Annotated in this window: 13 protein-coding genes; 4 read left to right on the forward strand and 9 right to left on the reverse strand. The window is 46.9% G+C overall.

Annotated features, from left to right (window positions below):
• Nucleotides 1-6: 6 nt before the first annotated feature.
• A complete protein-coding gene (locus LRL21_RS43020) occupies nucleotides 7-3,705 on the reverse strand; it encodes a response regulator (protein WP_338044773.1) in 3,699 nt (1,232 codons plus the stop codon).
• 40 nt (nucleotides 3,706-3,745) lie between these two features.
• On the reverse strand, nucleotides 3,746-4,885 hold the full coding sequence (locus tag LRL21_RS43025) for a PP2C family protein-serine/threonine phosphatase (RefSeq protein WP_240421900.1): 1,140 nt from the start codon (nucleotides 4,883-4,885) through the stop codon (nucleotides 3,746-3,748).
• 218 nt (nucleotides 4,886-5,103) lie between these two features.
• On the opposite strand from LRL21_RS43025, the gene LRL21_RS43030 reads away from it, so the two are divergent.
• Nucleotides 5,104-5,547: a YflT domain-containing protein gene (locus tag LRL21_RS43030; protein WP_240421901.1), complete on the forward strand. Its 444-nt coding sequence runs from the start codon at nucleotides 5,104-5,106 to the stop codon at nucleotides 5,545-5,547.
• 108 nt (nucleotides 5,548-5,655) lie between these two features.
• Here the strand turns inward: LRL21_RS43030 and LRL21_RS43035 are convergent, their stop codons facing one another.
• On the reverse strand, nucleotides 5,656-7,512 hold the full coding sequence (locus LRL21_RS43035) for an S-layer homology domain-containing protein (RefSeq protein WP_240421902.1): 1,857 nt from the start codon (nucleotides 7,510-7,512) through the stop codon (nucleotides 5,656-5,658).
• A gap of 68 nt (nucleotides 7,513-7,580) precedes the next feature.
• Entirely contained in the window at nucleotides 7,581-8,516 is a 936-nt protein-coding gene (locus tag LRL21_RS43040; protein WP_240421913.1) for a DMT family transporter, read from the reverse strand.
• Between the two features lie 147 nt (nucleotides 8,517-8,663).
• Between LRL21_RS43040 and LRL21_RS43045 the strand changes: the two genes are divergently transcribed.
• Nucleotides 8,664-10,016, forward strand: a complete 1,353-nt coding sequence (locus LRL21_RS43045) for an aminotransferase-like domain-containing protein (protein ID WP_240421903.1) — start codon at nucleotides 8,664-8,666, stop codon at nucleotides 10,014-10,016.
• An 87-nt stretch (nucleotides 10,017-10,103) separates the two neighbouring features.
• Here the strand turns inward: LRL21_RS43045 and dgoD are convergent, their stop codons facing one another.
• Nucleotides 10,104-11,252, reverse strand: a complete 1,149-nt coding sequence (gene dgoD / locus LRL21_RS43050; protein ID WP_240421904.1) for a galactonate dehydratase — start codon at nucleotides 11,250-11,252, stop codon at nucleotides 10,104-10,106.
• On the reverse strand, nucleotides 11,242-11,925 hold the full coding sequence (locus LRL21_RS43055; RefSeq protein WP_240421905.1) for a FadR/GntR family transcriptional regulator: 684 nt from the start codon (nucleotides 11,923-11,925) through the stop codon (nucleotides 11,242-11,244). The genes dgoD and LRL21_RS43055 overlap by 11 nt, the downstream gene beginning before the upstream one ends.
• Nucleotides 11,926-12,146: 221 nt before the next feature.
• Here LRL21_RS43055 and LRL21_RS43060 point away from each other — a divergent pair, with 221 nt between their 5' ends.
• The gene (locus tag LRL21_RS43060) at nucleotides 12,147-12,875 is read left to right on the forward strand and encodes a response regulator transcription factor (protein WP_240421906.1); all 729 of its coding nucleotides are present in this window, start codon (nucleotides 12,147-12,149) and stop codon (nucleotides 12,873-12,875) included.
• Nucleotides 12,872-14,305 carry a sensor histidine kinase gene (locus LRL21_RS43065; protein WP_240421907.1) on the forward strand — a complete coding sequence of 478 codons (1,434 nt, stop codon included), beginning with the start codon at nucleotides 12,872-12,874 and terminating at the stop codon, nucleotides 14,303-14,305. The genes LRL21_RS43060 and LRL21_RS43065 overlap by 4 nt, the downstream gene beginning before the upstream one ends.
• A 63-nt stretch (nucleotides 14,306-14,368) precedes the next feature.
• Here the strand turns inward: LRL21_RS43065 and LRL21_RS43070 are convergent, their stop codons facing one another.
• The 3 genes from LRL21_RS43070 to LRL21_RS43080 all read right to left on the reverse strand — a co-directional run bounded on the left by LRL21_RS43070 (nucleotide 14,369) and on the right by LRL21_RS43080 (nucleotide 16,079).
• A complete protein-coding gene (locus LRL21_RS43070) occupies nucleotides 14,369-14,851 on the reverse strand; it encodes a C40 family peptidase (protein ID WP_240421908.1) in 483 nt (160 codons plus the stop codon).
• Between the two features lie 210 nt (nucleotides 14,852-15,061).
• Nucleotides 15,062-15,490, reverse strand: a complete 429-nt coding sequence (locus LRL21_RS43075; RefSeq protein ID WP_240421909.1) for a chemotaxis protein CheW — start codon at nucleotides 15,488-15,490, stop codon at nucleotides 15,062-15,064.
• A gap of 19 nt (nucleotides 15,491-15,509) precedes the next feature.
• Nucleotides 15,510-16,079 carry an HD-GYP domain-containing protein gene (locus LRL21_RS43080; protein ID WP_240421914.1) on the reverse strand — a complete coding sequence of 190 codons (570 nt, stop codon included), beginning with the start codon at nucleotides 16,077-16,079 and terminating at the stop codon, nucleotides 15,510-15,512.
• Nucleotides 16,080-16,311: the final 232 nt, after the last annotated feature.

Consider the following 16,311-nt stretch of genomic DNA (forward strand, 5'->3'; position numbering starts at 1 on the left):
TTAATCTTATTGGCATAACCAAACCCGAATTAACGAGAGCAGCTGCTCTGTATGAATCGGTTTGGTAATATAATCGGAGGCACCGGCCTGAATACATTTTTCCCTATCATCCTTCATCGCTTTTGCGGTCAATGCAATAATTGGCAGCTGCTCGAAGCCCGGCTGCTTACGAATTTGGCGCATCGCCTCGTAGCCGTCCATTTCCGGCATCATAATATCCATCAGTACGATATCATAATCCGAATCTGTGCGCAGCCGATCCAGAGCTTGCTTACCCGTTTCCGCAAAATTAACGATCATATCAAAACCCTCCAGTAAATTGGAGAGTGCAAACACATTGCGGATATCATCATCCACCAGCAGCACTTTCTTGCCTGTAAACATCTCTTCCTTACTGTGCAGCTTGCGCAGAATCTGCCTCTTCTCCTCTGGAAGATTGTCTTCAACCCGATGTAAGAAAAGCGAGGTCTCGTCCAATAATCGCTCCGGCGACCTCACATCTTTAATGATGATCGATTCCGCATATTTTTTCAACCTAAGCTTTTCCTTTTGCTCCCATACCTGATGTGTATAAATCACAATAGGCAGTCCACGCAGCTCAGCGGCGGATTTGATTTGATCCAGCAGCTCAAATTCTTTTAAATCGTCCGGCCCCATATCAATGACCATACAATCAAAAGATTCCCGCTGCAGACATTCCCAAGCCTCCAAGCCACCGTCTGCAGCCACAATATGAACGTCATCGTGACCGATAAGCTCCATCATATTATGCCGTTGAACGGAGTCTTTACTGACAATGAGCAGCTTGCGCGAGCCCTTCTCCAGAAAGGCTTCAATCTGGGCAAAAGCTTCCTCCAGACGATCTTTGCCGGAAGGCTTCTGCAAATAGGCTATCGCCCCCATGGCAAGCCCCTGAAGGACTTCATCGACCACTGAAATCACATGCACCGGAATATGACGCATTTCCGTATCGTTCTTTAGCTGTACGAGAATCGACCAGCCGTCTATGATAGGCAGCTGGATGTCGAGCAGAATCGCATCAGGCTTATACTGCTTTGCCAAACGAAGTCCAGATTCCCCGTCCAGTGCTATCAATATTTTAAATTCGCGCTCACGAGCCATGTCGGCCAAAATACTGACAAAATGGACGTCATCCTCAACAAGCAGCAATACACGGTCATCTCCTCCTATGGAGTCCCGGTCATCCAGTAACAGCAGGTCGGTTGTCTGAGCCTGCTGATCCTTATGTGATGTCAGCTGCTCTTGAGCAGGCAGAGGCAGGGATAAAGCAATACCGGGAGCAGGAGAAGCCGCTTGCCGCGGTTCAGTAAAAAATGCCTCCAATTCGGCAGCAGCAGCTACTTCCCGATTCCCGATTTCGTCGCTTGGTATCGCATGATGAGGTACATACAACGTAAACACGCTGCCTTGTCCTTCCGTACTATTCAGTTCAATTGTTCCACCAAGCAGATTGGCCAGCTGCTTACTGATCGAAAGGCCCAATCCGGTGCCGCCATACTTCCGACTTGTGGTGCCATCCGCCTGCTGAAAGGCTTCAAAGATCATGCGGCTTTTCTCAGAAGGAATGCCGATCCCCGTATCGGTTACCGAAAAGGCTAATATCGAGGGATCCTTTTCTACAGGTGCTATATGAACAGAAACGCTGCCCTCATTCGTAAATTTAAACGCGTTGGACAGCAGGTTTTTCAAAATTTGCAGCAGCCGCATACTGTCCGTAAACATGTGCTTAGGTGTGTGCTTATCCACTTCAAACTGAAATTTCACATTTTTCTTTCTCGATATGGGCATGAAGGCTTTCATTAATGATTCCTTCACATCACATACGAGTATATTATCGTACTGAATATCCATTCGTCCTGATTCTACCTTGGCTAAATCCAGTACATCATCAATCAACCTCAGCAGGTCTGTTCCAGAAGAAAGGATGGTCTCGGCATACTCGACCTGCCTGCTGGTTAAATTGCCTTCCTTATTCTCCTTTAACAGCTGAGATAAAATAAGCAAGCTATTCAGCGGCGTACGAAGCTCGTGTGACATATTGGCCATAAATTCCGACTTATACTTGGAGGCAAATGCCAGCTCTCGTGCCTGCTTTTCCAATGTATCCCGGGCATGTTCAATCTGCCGGTTGATTTCCTCGGTTTCCTGTATTTGTTCTTCCAGTAGTCTCGTTTTTTTCCTCAGCTCATCATTGCTGTGCTCCAGATCTCTCTGCTGCTGCTGCAGCTGCTTTTCGGACATCTGCAGCGCTTCCGTCTGCTGCTCCAGCTTACAATTGGAAGCTTGCAGCTCCTCCTGTTGAGTAAGCAGCTCCATCGACTGACTTTGCAGCTCGTCGGTCAGCATTTGTGAAATACGCAGAAGCTCCTCCACTCGAAGCTGCCCTTTAATTCGATGAATCGTAATGGCTGCAATCTCATTCAGATGATCCAGCAGCTGCAATTCAAGCTCACTCCATGGTTTGACAGCAGCAATCTCGTAGACGGCTATCACCTGATCGCTATGCGTGACGGGCCGCACGGCCAGCGATACGGTAGGCATGGAACCAAAGGCAGATGAAATTTTAATATAATCTGGGGGAATTTCACTGAGTGTTATCGATTGACCGTCTTTAACCGCTTGTCCAATCAAGCCTTGTCCAGGTTGAATCTGCTCCATAATAGGGTGCTCAGGCATGGCGTAGGTGCCTTTTAAAACAATTTTGCGCTCACTGCCCTCCTGCTCCACAATGTACATGGCCCCGCGCTGGGCTCCAATAATCCGGCATAAGGCATCAATGAATTTCTCCGAAGCTTCCTCCAGCCGCTGTGTATCCTGCAATTGAGTAGATACCTCAGCGATATTGGTTTGAAGCCAGGCGCGATCCGCATTAAGCTTGCTTAGTTTACGCTCATTGTGAGTCATACCTTCAAGATTATCCGTAATGGCATTAAAAATATGGGCAATGTCCCCAAATTCATCTGCAGTTTTTACAGCTACCCGATACGAGCCTGAGCTGCCTCCCCCATTCCCGAAGTTGGAAATAATGCCTGATAACATGCCAAGTCCCCGGGTAATTCCCAGAACGATCCAAAACATAATCCCGACACTTAACAGCAGGCTTACTATCGTCAGCACTCCTGTGTACAGGTAGGTTTTACGACTTTCCTCCTGTGCGCTCTCCATAGCTTGAATCAGGGCGTCATTCTGATATAGACTCGCAGCCGCGATACTGTCCAAAAACTCCTGCTGATAGGTCAAACCATCTTCAGATCGCAAGCTGTTGGCTTGTTCCTTTTTATTGGCTCGGGTTAAATTGACGATATCATTCTTGTAATCCAGAAACTGCTTGCCTTTTTTCATCATATCCATAGCCAGCTGCTGTTCGTTCGGGCCTTTAAACAAATTCTGGATCTGCCCCATCGAAGTGTTCACCTTCTGCGTAGAGGTACGAATCGCTTCAAGTATTTTGGCGTTGGAGCCTGGATCCTCATTCAAAAGTAAATTGGCGACGTACTTAGCAAGCTCAGCCGTATCATTGCGCAGCGTCGATGCAATCTGCACCTTTGCATAGCGGTTACTGAATATTTCATTCATGCTCTTATCCAGCGTAGTTAGCCGGTTTATCCCGATTCCTGCCAAAGCAAACATCAGGAGCATCAATATGCCAAAGCCCAAAAACAGCTTTGTTTTAATTTTCATCATACGCTTCACCTTTCTTCCCGTTACCTGATCAACACCAAGGCTAGCGCGCGCGAACCAGCACCATGCAGATATCATCTTCCTGCTGATCGCGAATTTCCAGAGGCAGCAGCTCGTCAACGATACAATCCAAATCCTGTCCCGAGCAGGCCTTCAGTCCTTCTGTCAGCTTGTCAATTTCATCAAAGCCGTCTTCTTCCAGCGCCTCCAGAAGCCCATCCGTGAATAGAAACAGCTCAATCTCATTTTCATAGGTGAACACACCCTTTTGAATGTCCATTTGCTCAAAAAATCCGACTGCAAAGCTGCCCTTATTGAGCTGCACAGGAGGTTTGTCCCGTTCAAACAGCAGGGCAGGCGGATGTCCGGCATTTACGTACTCAATGGTTTTGTTGTGGGTGTCGATCACCAAATAAATCGCCGTAAAATAATAGCTGACCGACGAATTTTTCTTATTCAATTGGCTCATATATCGATTTAGTTCGGCAATAACCATTTCAGGAGCTACAAAGCGGGTGATCGTGTCCTGCATAACCGAGGAGATAAACATACATACAAGCGAAGATGAAATCCCGTGGCCCATCATATCGAGCAATATAATGCCATAGCGATGATCATCCAGCCGATACCAGGAATACAAATCTCCAGCCAGCTCAAATGAAGGATGATACGATGCAGATATGCTCAGCTCATCTCGATAGATCGGTTGACTCAGTACGCTGCTTTGCACCTGCTTGGCCAAATCCAGCTCACTGCGTATACGCGCCTCATTTTCTTTGTGCCAGTCTTTCTCAAATTTCAGGCGCAGGGCGACCCGAATCCGCGCAATCAGCTCGACCTTGTTGATAGGCTTCATAATGTAATCGATCGCTCCAGCCTCCAGAACATCAGCAAGCAAATTTGAATCGCCCACTGCCGTAACTATGATGATCGGAATATCCCGCAAGCTTTCCTGCTTCTGAATGCGCCGACAGGCCTCAAGTCCATCCATTTCGGGCATCATCATATCCAGTAATATTAAATCAATAGAAACCTTAGGCTGACCATCTGATTCTGCATTCAATAAAGCCAATAATTCGATTGCCGACTCCATTTTAATAAAATGCTCGTATCCCGCACTCTTTAATATTTTCTCGATTACCATCAGGTTAACCGGATTATCGTCTACAATTGCGATGCTCATAATGGGTCCCCTTATTAGTTGAGTTACATAACCAATTCTGTTTTAGTATAACTTAGTTCTACTATGTATGTAACCTTGTGTCGGTGCATTGAATCACACTGCTTGTTTCAACTATCATACATAAGGTTAATAGACCTTATATTTTATCCAAGCGTTGGAAAAATTAATGAATGATACCCTTCATGAAACCGTTTTCTTTTAAATCAGAAAGGAGCGATATGATGAATAACAAGGTGAAATTGGTGATGCACGAGGAGCAGGTGATTATGGAAATTCGCGCTTTTCAACGGGAGGGCTACACTTTGGAGGAAATTTATGTAATCGCCCATGATGGAACGACAGATGCTCTTAGTAAATTAATGTCATCCAATAAAGTAGGTATACATGAACAAGGACATACAAATACGTTCACCAATCTATTCCGTTCTCGTGGTGACCAGCTGCGTGTCAAGATGCACTCCCTTGGACTATCCAAGGAAGAGGCGGATCGATATGAGCAAGAGCTCGACAAGGGTAAAATTATGGTGATGGCCTGGAATGATGACGCCGATCTGGATGAGCTGGAAACGGATGGGACAAGTCTGCGGCGAGAGGGTATGGCGTTTGCAGAGCGCACGCTTGTCTACACAACTGAACGTACGCGATCAAGGGGAATTTGGTAGATTGGGTACGATGCTGGACCTTGATACAATAAACCATCAAAAGCCATTCCTTACGTATGATGATAAGGGATGGCTTTTGCTTGCAGCTATATATCACGGCTTGAACGGTTATTTGCCTTGATTAAGCACATTTAGTAAATTCTCCAAAGCACGGGCTGTTTCAGCGCGTGTCGCAAATGCCATTGGAGCAAAAAGACTTTCCGTACGCCCTGACAGCAGCTTAAGCTCAAGTGCCGCTTCAATTGAAGTGGCAGCCCAACCCGCCGCTTGGGTCTGATCGGCAAATGATGACAGCTGAGTATTTGTACCTGAACCGTTACGGACTGCTGCCTGCGCTTGTGAGTCATATGCGCGTACAAGCAGCACTGCAAGCTCCTGACGAGTTAACCGTTCATGGGGAGCAAAGTGATTCGAATCACTGCCCTGTATCAAGCCCGCCTTTACGGCTGAGGCTACAACAGGTTGAAACCAATCGCTTTCCTTTACATCGATAAAGGGTGCAGCTGTTGAAGAAGCTGGCAAGTGAAGCGCTCTTGCAAGCATCGAGGTGAACTCCGCTCGCGTCGTTTCCTGGCTTGGCCGAAAGCGCTGCGGTGCCACACCGTTCACAATGCCCTCGCGGCTTAATCGGTCGATCGTAGTGTAGGCCCAGTGCGCCGGTGTTACATCTGCATAGGGTTGTCCCGGTACAGGCTTGTGGATCGTGAACGCGTCTACACTGCTGCCGTCGCGAGTCGTCACACGGAATGTCAAATCTTCTTTGGCTGCCGTGACTGCCGAAAAAATTTGCGTATTATCATCAAATTTAACCTTCATCCACGGGTAGTCACCCATATCATAAAACTTGGGCCCAGCCGTTCCTCCAATCACATAGGTAGTGCCTTCGCCTTCTGCAACATTTTGACCTTTATATAAAGGCCAGCTGCGCATATAAGCATGATCATGGCCGGTCAGCACGAGATCAACACCCGCTTCGTCAAAGATCGGTGTCCACGCATCTCGTACATCCAGGCTGGCACGCGCCGCGTGGCTCTGGTAAGGCGATCGATGGAAAGCAACGATTTTCCATGGCAGAGCACTAGCCAGCATATCCTCGCGAAGCCAGGCAGCCTGAGCCGATAAATTGCCTTCGCTATTAAGCACGGCCAAGTGCACGGAACCATAATCGAAAGAATATGCCAGCTCCTTCTCCCCAACAGGCCCGTTTTGCGGCAGCTGGAATTGGGCACGGAAATTTTTCGTTCCCGTTTTCAGCACATCATGATTGCCAAGCGTTGGCACCATATTGAGCCCAGGCAGCTTGTCTTTGGCCGCTTCAAACCAGCGTTCCCAATGTGCCTGCGAGTAACCAACATCAACAATATCACCGGAAAGCAGCAGAAAGCGTGCGTCCGGTTGTTGATCAAGCGCCTTATTCAGCATTTCACCCCATACACCATAACCGCTAACGTTTGTTGGATCGGCTGCAGCCTGTGTGTCAGACACAAATATAAAAGTAAAGGGCTGCTGCTCCTCAGGGCCCGTTACAAATTGAAAGGGGCCGCTCCATTCCCCATCTTTACCGCTTCCCACACGATACGTATAGGATACACCCGACTGCAAATCCACAGCCTCGGCCTCATGCATCAGCATTTCACCCACGTCAGAGAGGAATGGCACCTCCTCTCCTGTAATGTGCTGAGCGTTTTTGGATGGAAAGCCGCCATATTCGGACGTTTTCATATATTCAACAACTGTTCCCGCGCTTCCTGATGCCGTACGCCACGTAAAGCTTTGGGTTGTCTTGGGATCATGCTGCCAGGTCAAGTTAAGGTGCTCGGGAAGCTTCGATCCGATTCCGACGGCTTGGACTCTGTTCGGTATTTTGAGCGCCACAAATATAAGCAGCAGTACAACCGCTAACAGCAGCAAGCCGATAACGCCTTTCCAGCCGTTAGCAGGTTTTAGTTGAAATGGCTCTCGCATACGTCCAGCTCCTTCGAATCAGAATTCATCTTCTGTTAATTTCCTACTTTCCTATTACCACTAAAAGGCTACATAGAAACGTTGTTGGCAGCGGCTTTCTTGGCCGTCCGTTTCCAATTGGTGCCGATAACTCCGGCAATGATGGCTGCGCCTCCGATGATCGTATCCAGCGTCAGCTGCTCCTGCAAAAAAATAATCCCGCTCGTCACAGTAACCAGCGTCGATACATTGTTAAATACACTCATCTTGGAAGCTTCCATCTTCGACAGCGCATAATTGGACAGGTACGAGGATACCAAGGAAGCCATCACACCCAGATAAAGAATCGAACCCACGAACCACATATTCGTAAAAGGCTCAAAATATTGCCCTATTGTCCCGTTTTCTACATGACGTACAATATTCATCCCGTTAAAGAATACAAAGCCGATAGCTGTCATCGTATACGTGATGCTCGTCGCACTAATATTTCGCAGCAGCTTTCTGGCAAGCACGCCATAACCGGCCAAAGAAATCGCGGAGGCCAGTATCAGCATGTTCCCCTGAAACCCACCGGATTGCCAATGAATTCCTTTGGATACGAACAAATAAGCGACACCTGCCACAGATAGCAGGGTTGACAGCTTTTGACGCATACTTGGGCGTTCCTTCAACCAGTACATCGCCATTAACAGTGTGAATATAGGGACGGTTGCCTGAATAATTCCCGCCTCCGATGAGGACGTATCGACCATACCATAGGTTTGAAATGTAAAGAACAATACCGGATAGATGGCAACCAAGGGTACGATAGCGATCACTTCTTTAAGCTTGATGTTGAAGCGAATCCAGCCAAACAGCACCAGAAGCGATGCTGCAACGAACGATATCGTGAAGCGGTGTGCCAGCAGGTCCACAGGATGGGCCGACTCCAGCGCCAATTTGACAAATAAATACGAGCAGCCTATGATGCAGGCGTAAAGTGCCGCGGCTAAAAATGCGTTTTGATTCGGTTTGTTGTTCATCTTTCCACTCTTCTCTCTGTACGCATGCGCATGCAGTACATTAGATTTATCGGCCGTTATGGCTTCATAGTAACCGGAAACCCGCTGTGCTACAATGATCAAAACGACCATCTGTACCGATACAGATGAATATGGAGGAGTGGGAAGATGCTGAAGTATGGGCTGCTGTTGAATGAATTGGAGGCATTGATCAAGAGCCATCCATATAAAGAAGGGGATAAGCTTCCATCCATTCGCACTTTGGCCGAGCAATACGGCTATAGCAAAAGCACTGTCATCAAGGCGATGGAAGAGCTTGAGAAACGGCATCGAATTTATTCGGTACCGAAGAGCGGTTATTATGTAGTCAAACGCACGATGAATGAGGAATTGGAGGAGCCGACTGAGATCGACTTTGCAGGGGCCGCCCCCGATTCGGAAATTTTCCCCTATCTGGATTTCCAGCATTGCATCAATAAAGCGATTGATACGTACAAAAACGATCTGTTCGTATACGGCACTTCCAAAGGTCTGCCCTCACTCATTCAGGTTGTTCATAAACAGCTTGCTAATTATCAAGTATTTACAAGTCAAAACCGACTTTTCATTGTTTCCGGAGTGCAGCAAGCCTTGTCCATCCTCACCTCGCTGCCGTTTCCCAATCAAAAGCAGACGATATTGATCGAGCAGCCCAGCTATCATTTGTTTATAGAGCATTTGACCACGCATCAAATTCCGGTCATGGGCATTGCAAGAACTGCTCAAGGCATTGATTTGCAGGAGCTGGAGGTACTGTTCCGCACTGGGGATATCAAGTTCTTTTACACGATGCCTCGATTCCAGAATCCACTTGGCAGCTCCTACAGCAAGGAAGACAAAATCGCCATTGTCGAGCTGGCACGCAAATATGATGTGTACCTTGTAGAGGATGATTATTTAGCTGATTTGGAGCAGGACAGCAAAGCTGATCCTTTATATGCATATGATACCACGGAACATGTGATTTATTTGAAAAGCTATTCCAAAATTATTTTCCCCGGCTTACGCATTGGTATCGCCGTCATTCCTGATGCTTTGTCGGATGCGTTCAATCGATATAAACGGCTGCTCGATATCGACAGCTCGATGCTATCACAGGGAGCCCTTGAGATTTATCTCAAAAGCGGGATGTTTGAAAGGCATAAGCAGCACATCAGCTCCTCTTATGGACAGCGGGCCCGGCTGCTGGCTGATACGCTGCAGCGATTTCATGATCTGCATCCCGGTTTGTTCACTTTTACCCAAGCCAAGCAGCCTTGCATTCATACCCATATCGTGCTGAACCCTTCGATTTCCGTTCCCAAGCTTGTAGCGAAGCTGAAGTCCCATTCTGTCATTATCGAAGCGATTGACAAGCATTTTCTACCTCACTTTCCCAAAGCGCCAATCCTGAAGCTGAATGTTTCCAATGTGAAGGATTCAGCGATTGAACAAGGAATAGGTACCATGATTGAATGCCTGACAGCAGGTGCAAAAGCTTGATGCTGAATATATTCCATCGAATCATTGTTAAAGCCAAAAAAGAGCTGTGCACAAACACAGCTCTTCAGGAGTTCATTCAGCAGCTTCCTACCACTCCGTTACTACGCCATCCTCATTACGCCATACCGGATTGCGCCATTGATGGCCGATAGCTGCCATTTCGCGCACCTTCGCCTCATCAATTTCAATGCCCAGTCCCGGCTTGGTCAGCCGCTTCACGAAGCCGCCCTCGTAATCGAATACGCCCGGATCTACCAAGTAGTCCAGCAGGTCAGACCCTTGATTGTAGTGAATTCCGAGACTTTGTTCCTGAATAAAAGAATTCGGGGTACAGAAATCCAATTGAAGCGAGGATGCCAATGCAATCGGCCCAAGTGGACAATGCGGGGCAACTGCCACGTCAAAAGCCTCTGCCATCGCTGCGATTTTACGAACCTCCCAAATGCCCCCGGCATGGCTCAAGTCAGGCTGAATGATGTCAACGCCACCATGCGTCAGCAGACGTTTGAAGTCCCAACGCGTATACATCCGTTCACCTGTTGCAATCGGTACGCTGGAGCCTTTTGTAATTTCATGAATGACCTCATAATTTTCGGCAAGTACCGGCTCTTCAATGAACATCGGTTTGTACGGTTCCATCTCCTTGATCAATACCTTAGCCATCGTCTTATGTACGCGTCCGTGCAAATCGACACCAATTCCGTTACTGTTGCCAATAGCTGCGCGCACAGCAGCCAGACGCTCCACCGCTTCTTCAATTTTGGCAGGAGAATCAATCCACTCCATTTCAGAGGTACCATTCATTTTAATGGCGGTATAGCCCTGAGCAATCTTTTCCTTCGCAGCTTCTGCTACATCGGATGGCTTATCGCCGCCAATCCATGCATACACACGCATCTTGTCGCGTACAGGACCGCCTAATAAATCATACACAGGCACACCCAGCTTTTTCCCTTTAATATCCCACAAAGCCTGCTCAATTCCTGAAATGGCACTGCTCAGGATCGGACCGCCTCTGTAAAAGCCTCCGCGGTACAGCACCTGCCACAAATCTTCAATATTTCCGGGGTCTTTGCCAATCAAATATTCACTCATTTCCTCAACAGCTGTCCGCACGGTATCGGCCTTGCCCTCTACGACAGGTTCTCCCCAGCCAACAATTCCGTCATCAGTCGTAATTTTCAAAAACAGCCAACGCGGAGGTACTTTAAACAATTCCATCGATTTAATTTTCATCTTTAATCTCTCCCTTATGAAATTCAGTTAGCATATCTTCCAAATGGCATTTCATCAAAGCACGAGCCTGTGTCGGGTTGCGTTGTACTATCGACTGCGCGATTAAGTAATGAAATGAAGACGCTTTCTCATTCATCCCTTGCCATTTCATCGATTTGCGTCTGCTGTCCACTAACAAATCGCTCATCCGGTCCAGCATATGGTACATAATCTCGTTATGCGAGGCTTTAGCTATAAGATCATGAAACTCCATATCTTCCTTTAGAAAATCACGTTTTTTCTCTACCTTGCGTTTCATCGCATCCGCCGTCGCCACAATAGCTTCCGCTTCCTCCTGGGTCGCTTTGTCGGCAGCCATCGCGGCAAGCTCCGGCTCTATGATCAACCGCGCTTCCGTTAGCTGCAGCATAGTCGCCCGCTCCAGAAAGTCCAAGCGATGCTCCGGTGTTTCCGTCAGCTCACTTTCCACATAGGTGCCGCGGCCCTGCTCAATTCGTAAAATCTTTTGCTTGCCAAGGATACGCACCGCTTCACGAACCGATGAAATGCCTACACCGAGCTCAGCGGATAGCTGTTCCAGCGGCGGCAGCTGCTCACCCTGCTTCCAGTGCCCTTCCTTAATATTCCGTTTGATCTCATCATACACGGTTTCATATGTTAACTTTTTGTTCACCAACTCACCTGCACTTCATCATTTTGCTTAAATTCATACGATGTATATTCAATATATTATAATTCATATGATGTTTCAAGCTATTTTTCTCCGTAACTTCCGTATCCTTATTTATTATCGAGCTATGCACCACACACATTCCAATGCTGTCCTTCATATTTTCCGCTCCCAAGCCGCATACTACATGTACACTACATACCAAGCATGGGCGGGTGAACAGCTTGAAGCACAGCATTTTGGTCATTGAAGACGAGAATAAAATTGCACGGGTTCTGCAGCTCGAACTGGAGCATGAAGGCTACTCGGTGTATTGCGCCAAAAATGGCAGGGATGGTCTGGATGCTGCGCTCGAACAAAGTTGGGACCTCATTTTACTAGATATCATGCTTCCAAAGCTTAACGGTCTGGAAGTGCTCCGGCGCATTCGTCAGCAAGGCATTCAAATCCCGATTATCCTACTAACGGCACGGGATACGGTTCCCGACCGCGTCAGTGGTCTTGATCAGGGAGCCAATGATTATATGACGAAACCATTTGCCATTGAGGAGCTGCTGGCACGTGTTCGCAATCTGCTGCGTATGTCCGCAGTAAGCCTTCAATCGCAGCCTATTGATACGGGTAGTGATGGTGCTCACGGAGATGAAATTCATATAGATGGCTTAAGCATGAATATACGTACCCGACAGGTGAAACGGGAAACACAATCCATTGAGCTTACAACCAAAGAATTTGATCTGCTCTATTACTTGGCAAGCCGGCCTGGGGAAGTGATGTCCCGTGAACAAATTTTATCACAGGTATGGGGATATGAATTTATTGGGGATACGAATGTAGTGGACGTGTACATCCGTTACCTAAGACAGAAGGTCGATCAGGGCTACCCCAACAAGCTGATCCATACGCTTCGTGGTGTCGGCTATCTGGTCAAAGATGGTGAGACTCCCAAGTGAAATTGCGCACGAAAATAACGCTGCTGATCGCCTTTTCCTTGCTGCTCGTTTTGCTGCTATTCAATGTGATCACCTATATTACAGTAGTGAACATGACAACCAAAAATGAAATCCGTCTATTGTGGGAAGCTGCTCAGCCCATCATGTCCCAACCCGGACTTTATAACCCTGAGCGTTGGGGTCGCATTGGTTGGCTTCGGCCCTTTCTCACGCCTCAGTCGATGATTCGGATTATTGATACAAATTCGCAAGTAATGGCTGATCTGCATTCAGAGGATCAGTTAAGCCTTATACCGGCCACCTTCAACTCTCGCGGTTTTGCCAAAACAATTAAAACGCCTAATACGCTGATCGTTTTCATACAAACTCCGATCATCGATGAGAACAACGTAACCTTGGGAGCACTCCAGATGGGGCGAGAGCTGGATACACTGGATGAATATTTGCGTGTGCTGGTTACCGTGCTAATGTTCACGACACTTGGGGCAGCTTTCTTTTCCCTAATGAGCGGGATGTATTATACAAGGGTTATTTTGCGACCGATTCATCGTCTCGCGTTTATTATGGAAGTCAATCAACAGAACGGCGTCTTCATGCAGATGGCAGTTCCACCACACGGGCAGCAGGATGAGCTTGGCCAATTGGTCCAAACCTTCAATACGATGATCGGCAAGCTTGAGCACAATTTTAATCGACAAAAGCAGTTTTTGGCCGATGCATCACATGAGCTGAAAACGCCTCTGACCATCATTGAAAGCTACGCTGATCTCTTAAAACGATGGGGTGGCAACGATACCGCACTTCGTGAGGAAGCTATCGAAGCGATTCAATCCGAAGCCGCCCGACTGCGCAACCTGACTCAGTCTCTGCTAACACTTGCCAATACGGAAGCGGAGGGCCAGAAGCTCTGGCAAATCTTCGACTTGATTGAGCTTGTGCGAGCAACAGCTGCAGCGCTTCAGCAGGCGTTTCATCGATCCATTCTAGTGGAAAGCGAGTCGCCCAATATTCCGCTATACGGTGATCCCGGACAAATCAAGCAGCTGCTCATTATTCTGCTCGATAACGCGATCAAATACAGCCAAAAGCCGGTCCGTATCAATCTCTTCAAGGATCAACGGGATGAGCATATCATAGTATTGCAGGTCATTGATCAAGGGATCGGTGTCGAAACCACGGATATTCCTCGACTCTTTGATCGCTTCTACCGCGTCGATCAAGACAGAAGCCGTGATACCGGCGGCAGTGGCTTGGGACTTGCTATTGCGCGTAACATCGTCCGGCTTCACAAGGGAACCGTCACCATAACAAGCTCAATCGGTGCAGGAACCCAGGTGACCGTGAAGCTGCCTCTCCGATACGATACACAGGTGGCGGACGCGCCGGAATTTCACGCCAAAAACTCCCCGTCTCAAAAAACGGAGAGTTAAATGGCAGCAGTAATATCGATTTTGAAGCTGCTTAATCAGCCTGCAACTAAAAGCTTGTCCAGCTTAAAGTACTCTGCGTGCCGTTTTATATTTAGATTTCCAGAAGGCGTTGTTCATATTCGATATCGTAACACCCGGTTTGCCATACGTATGCAGCACTTTGCCATTACCGATATAGATCCCAACATGATGGACTGGGGAATAGAAGAATACCAAATCACCCGGCTTCAATTGGCTCTTAGGCACATAGGTACCTACTTTCGATTGCTGCTGGCTGGTACGCGGAAGATGAATTCCATACTTGGCAAATACAAATTGCGTGAATGTTGAACAATCGAAATTACGGGTCTGTCCCGATGTCGCACCAAACTTGTAAGGAACACCCATATATTTTTTACCCGTAGCAATGATCGAATTCGCTTTGGATGCGCTGTACGCGTATGCTGTATTCGACGGCACCATCGCAGATACCGAAAATAACATGGATAAGCTGACTGTAGTGGCGATCAACGTTTTACCGATTTGCTGTTTGTTCAAAATTTTCATTTGTATTCCCTCCTGTATATCAAAAAATTTATGTGATTAGTGGGCTGTACCCTGGCATGCAACGAGTATAACACGCAAAAAAAAGCCAGCATCTACCAAGGGCATAACGATCCCTTGCTGCTTCTGGCTTTCATTTACTCTATTAGAATCAGATAAGAAAATTTTAATGTTCAGAGGGTTGACAGACTAATTGGCTCTACATTCTGCATATTACGCGTGTGCAACAATCTCGTTCATATTCAATACACCCACAGGCATGCCATCACGATTCGTAGTTCCTTTAAAATAAGCACCTCTCACAGAGCCTACTTTATCCCGTACAGGCTGTATGTTCTCGTAGACGGAGACTTTGTTGACCTGATCGACAATAAAGCCTATCGATTCACGTTGATGCTTGTGAATAATAATACGCGTAGCTGGAGTAAACACCTCTTCTGTCATACCAAAAAGAGTTCGCAAACTAATAACCGGTATGGCTTTTTCACGCAAATATATAAATCCTCGTACATAGGAGTTGTCTTCAGGAGTATCGAAAATCGTTTGCATTTTAATAATTTTATCCACCTCTTGAGTGGCTAGTGCATAATACGCCTTACCCAACACTATCTCAATATACTGCTCTTGTAAAAGTATGCTCATCTTGTCATCTCCGGTCGAATTATTTAGGATCATTGCGAGAACCCAAAGGCTCCAGATTAAACAGTTGGATAAAAATACGCACATAATGTTCATCAAATTGCTGACCAGCATTCAATAGCAACTGATTCGTTGCTTCTCCGACTGACATTCCTTGTCGATACGGACGATTCGAGACCATACAATCAAATGCATCAATGATCGCACAAATTCGTGCAAAATCTGGAATATTGCGTCCGCTTATACCAGTTGGATAACCTCCGCCATTCCAACGCTCATGATGAAATTGGACAATATCTACGATTTCTTTATCCAGATGTCGATACTCTTGCAAGAGCTTTGCTCCTATACTCGGATGAAGCTTTATTAAATCCCACTCATGCGAAGTCAAAGCTGATGTTTTGTTCAAGATTTCTTGGGGAATGCGCAGCTTGCCGATATCATGCAAAAAACACCCCGTTACCAAGTGATTGGTTTGTCGTTCATTCAGATTTAAACCGCGGGCCATCACTTTAGCTAATGAGGAAACTCTGACACTGTGGTCGTAGGTAATGCTGTCCTTGTCCATCAGTTGATTCATTTCATCAATCATCAACGTGTATTGCATTTGACATTTTGCACCACCCTCCAACAAAATACGACACACATTTACATATTTCCTACTGGTGGGGGATTACACTCCCCCTAGTGATGTCGTACAATAACTGTTGTGCGACAAAAAGGAGGAGAACCATTGATTAATCAAGTATCCGCATTTACTTCGGTATCCCTATATGAACAGCAGCAGGAACCCTACACAGATGATCAGATTATCGATATGTTCT

It is taken from the genome of Paenibacillus periandrae, assembly GCF_022458865.1.
GTDB classification, from domain to species: Bacteria; Bacillota; Bacilli; order Paenibacillales; family NBRC-103111; genus Paenibacillus_S; species Paenibacillus_S periandrae.

Coding starts and splice junctions, on each gene's coding strand:
- LRL21_RS43035 (WP_240421902.1), bottom strand. CDS start 7,512: ATGCGAGAGCCATTTCAACTAAAACCTGCTAACGGCTGGAAAGGCGTT.
- dgoD (WP_240421904.1), bottom strand. CDS start 11,252: ATGAAAATTAAATCGATGGAATTGTTTAAAGTACCTCCGCGTTGGCTG.
- LRL21_RS43045 (WP_240421903.1), top strand. CDS start 8,664: ATGCTGAAGTATGGGCTGCTGTTGAATGAATTGGAGGCATTGATCAAG.
- LRL21_RS43075 (WP_240421909.1), bottom strand. CDS start 15,490: ATGAGCATACTTTTACAAGAGCAGTATATTGAGATAGTGTTGGGTAAG.
- LRL21_RS43025 (WP_240421900.1), bottom strand. CDS start 4,885: ATGAGCATCGCAATTGTAGACGATAATCCGGTTAACCTGATGGTAATC.
- LRL21_RS43040 (WP_240421913.1), bottom strand. CDS start 8,516: ATGAACAACAAACCGAATCAAAACGCATTTTTAGCCGCGGCACTTTAC.
- LRL21_RS43030 (WP_240421901.1), top strand. CDS start 5,104: ATGATGAATAACAAGGTGAAATTGGTGATGCACGAGGAGCAGGTGATT.
- LRL21_RS43070 (WP_240421908.1), bottom strand. CDS start 14,851: ATGAAAATTTTGAACAAACAGCAAATCGGTAAAACGTTGATCGCCACT.
- LRL21_RS43080 (WP_240421914.1), bottom strand. CDS start 16,079: ATGATTGATGAAATGAATCAACTGATGGACAAGGACAGCATTACCTAC.
- LRL21_RS43020 (WP_338044773.1), bottom strand. CDS start 3,705: ATGATGAAAATTAAAACAAAGCTGTTTTTGGGCTTTGGCATATTGATG.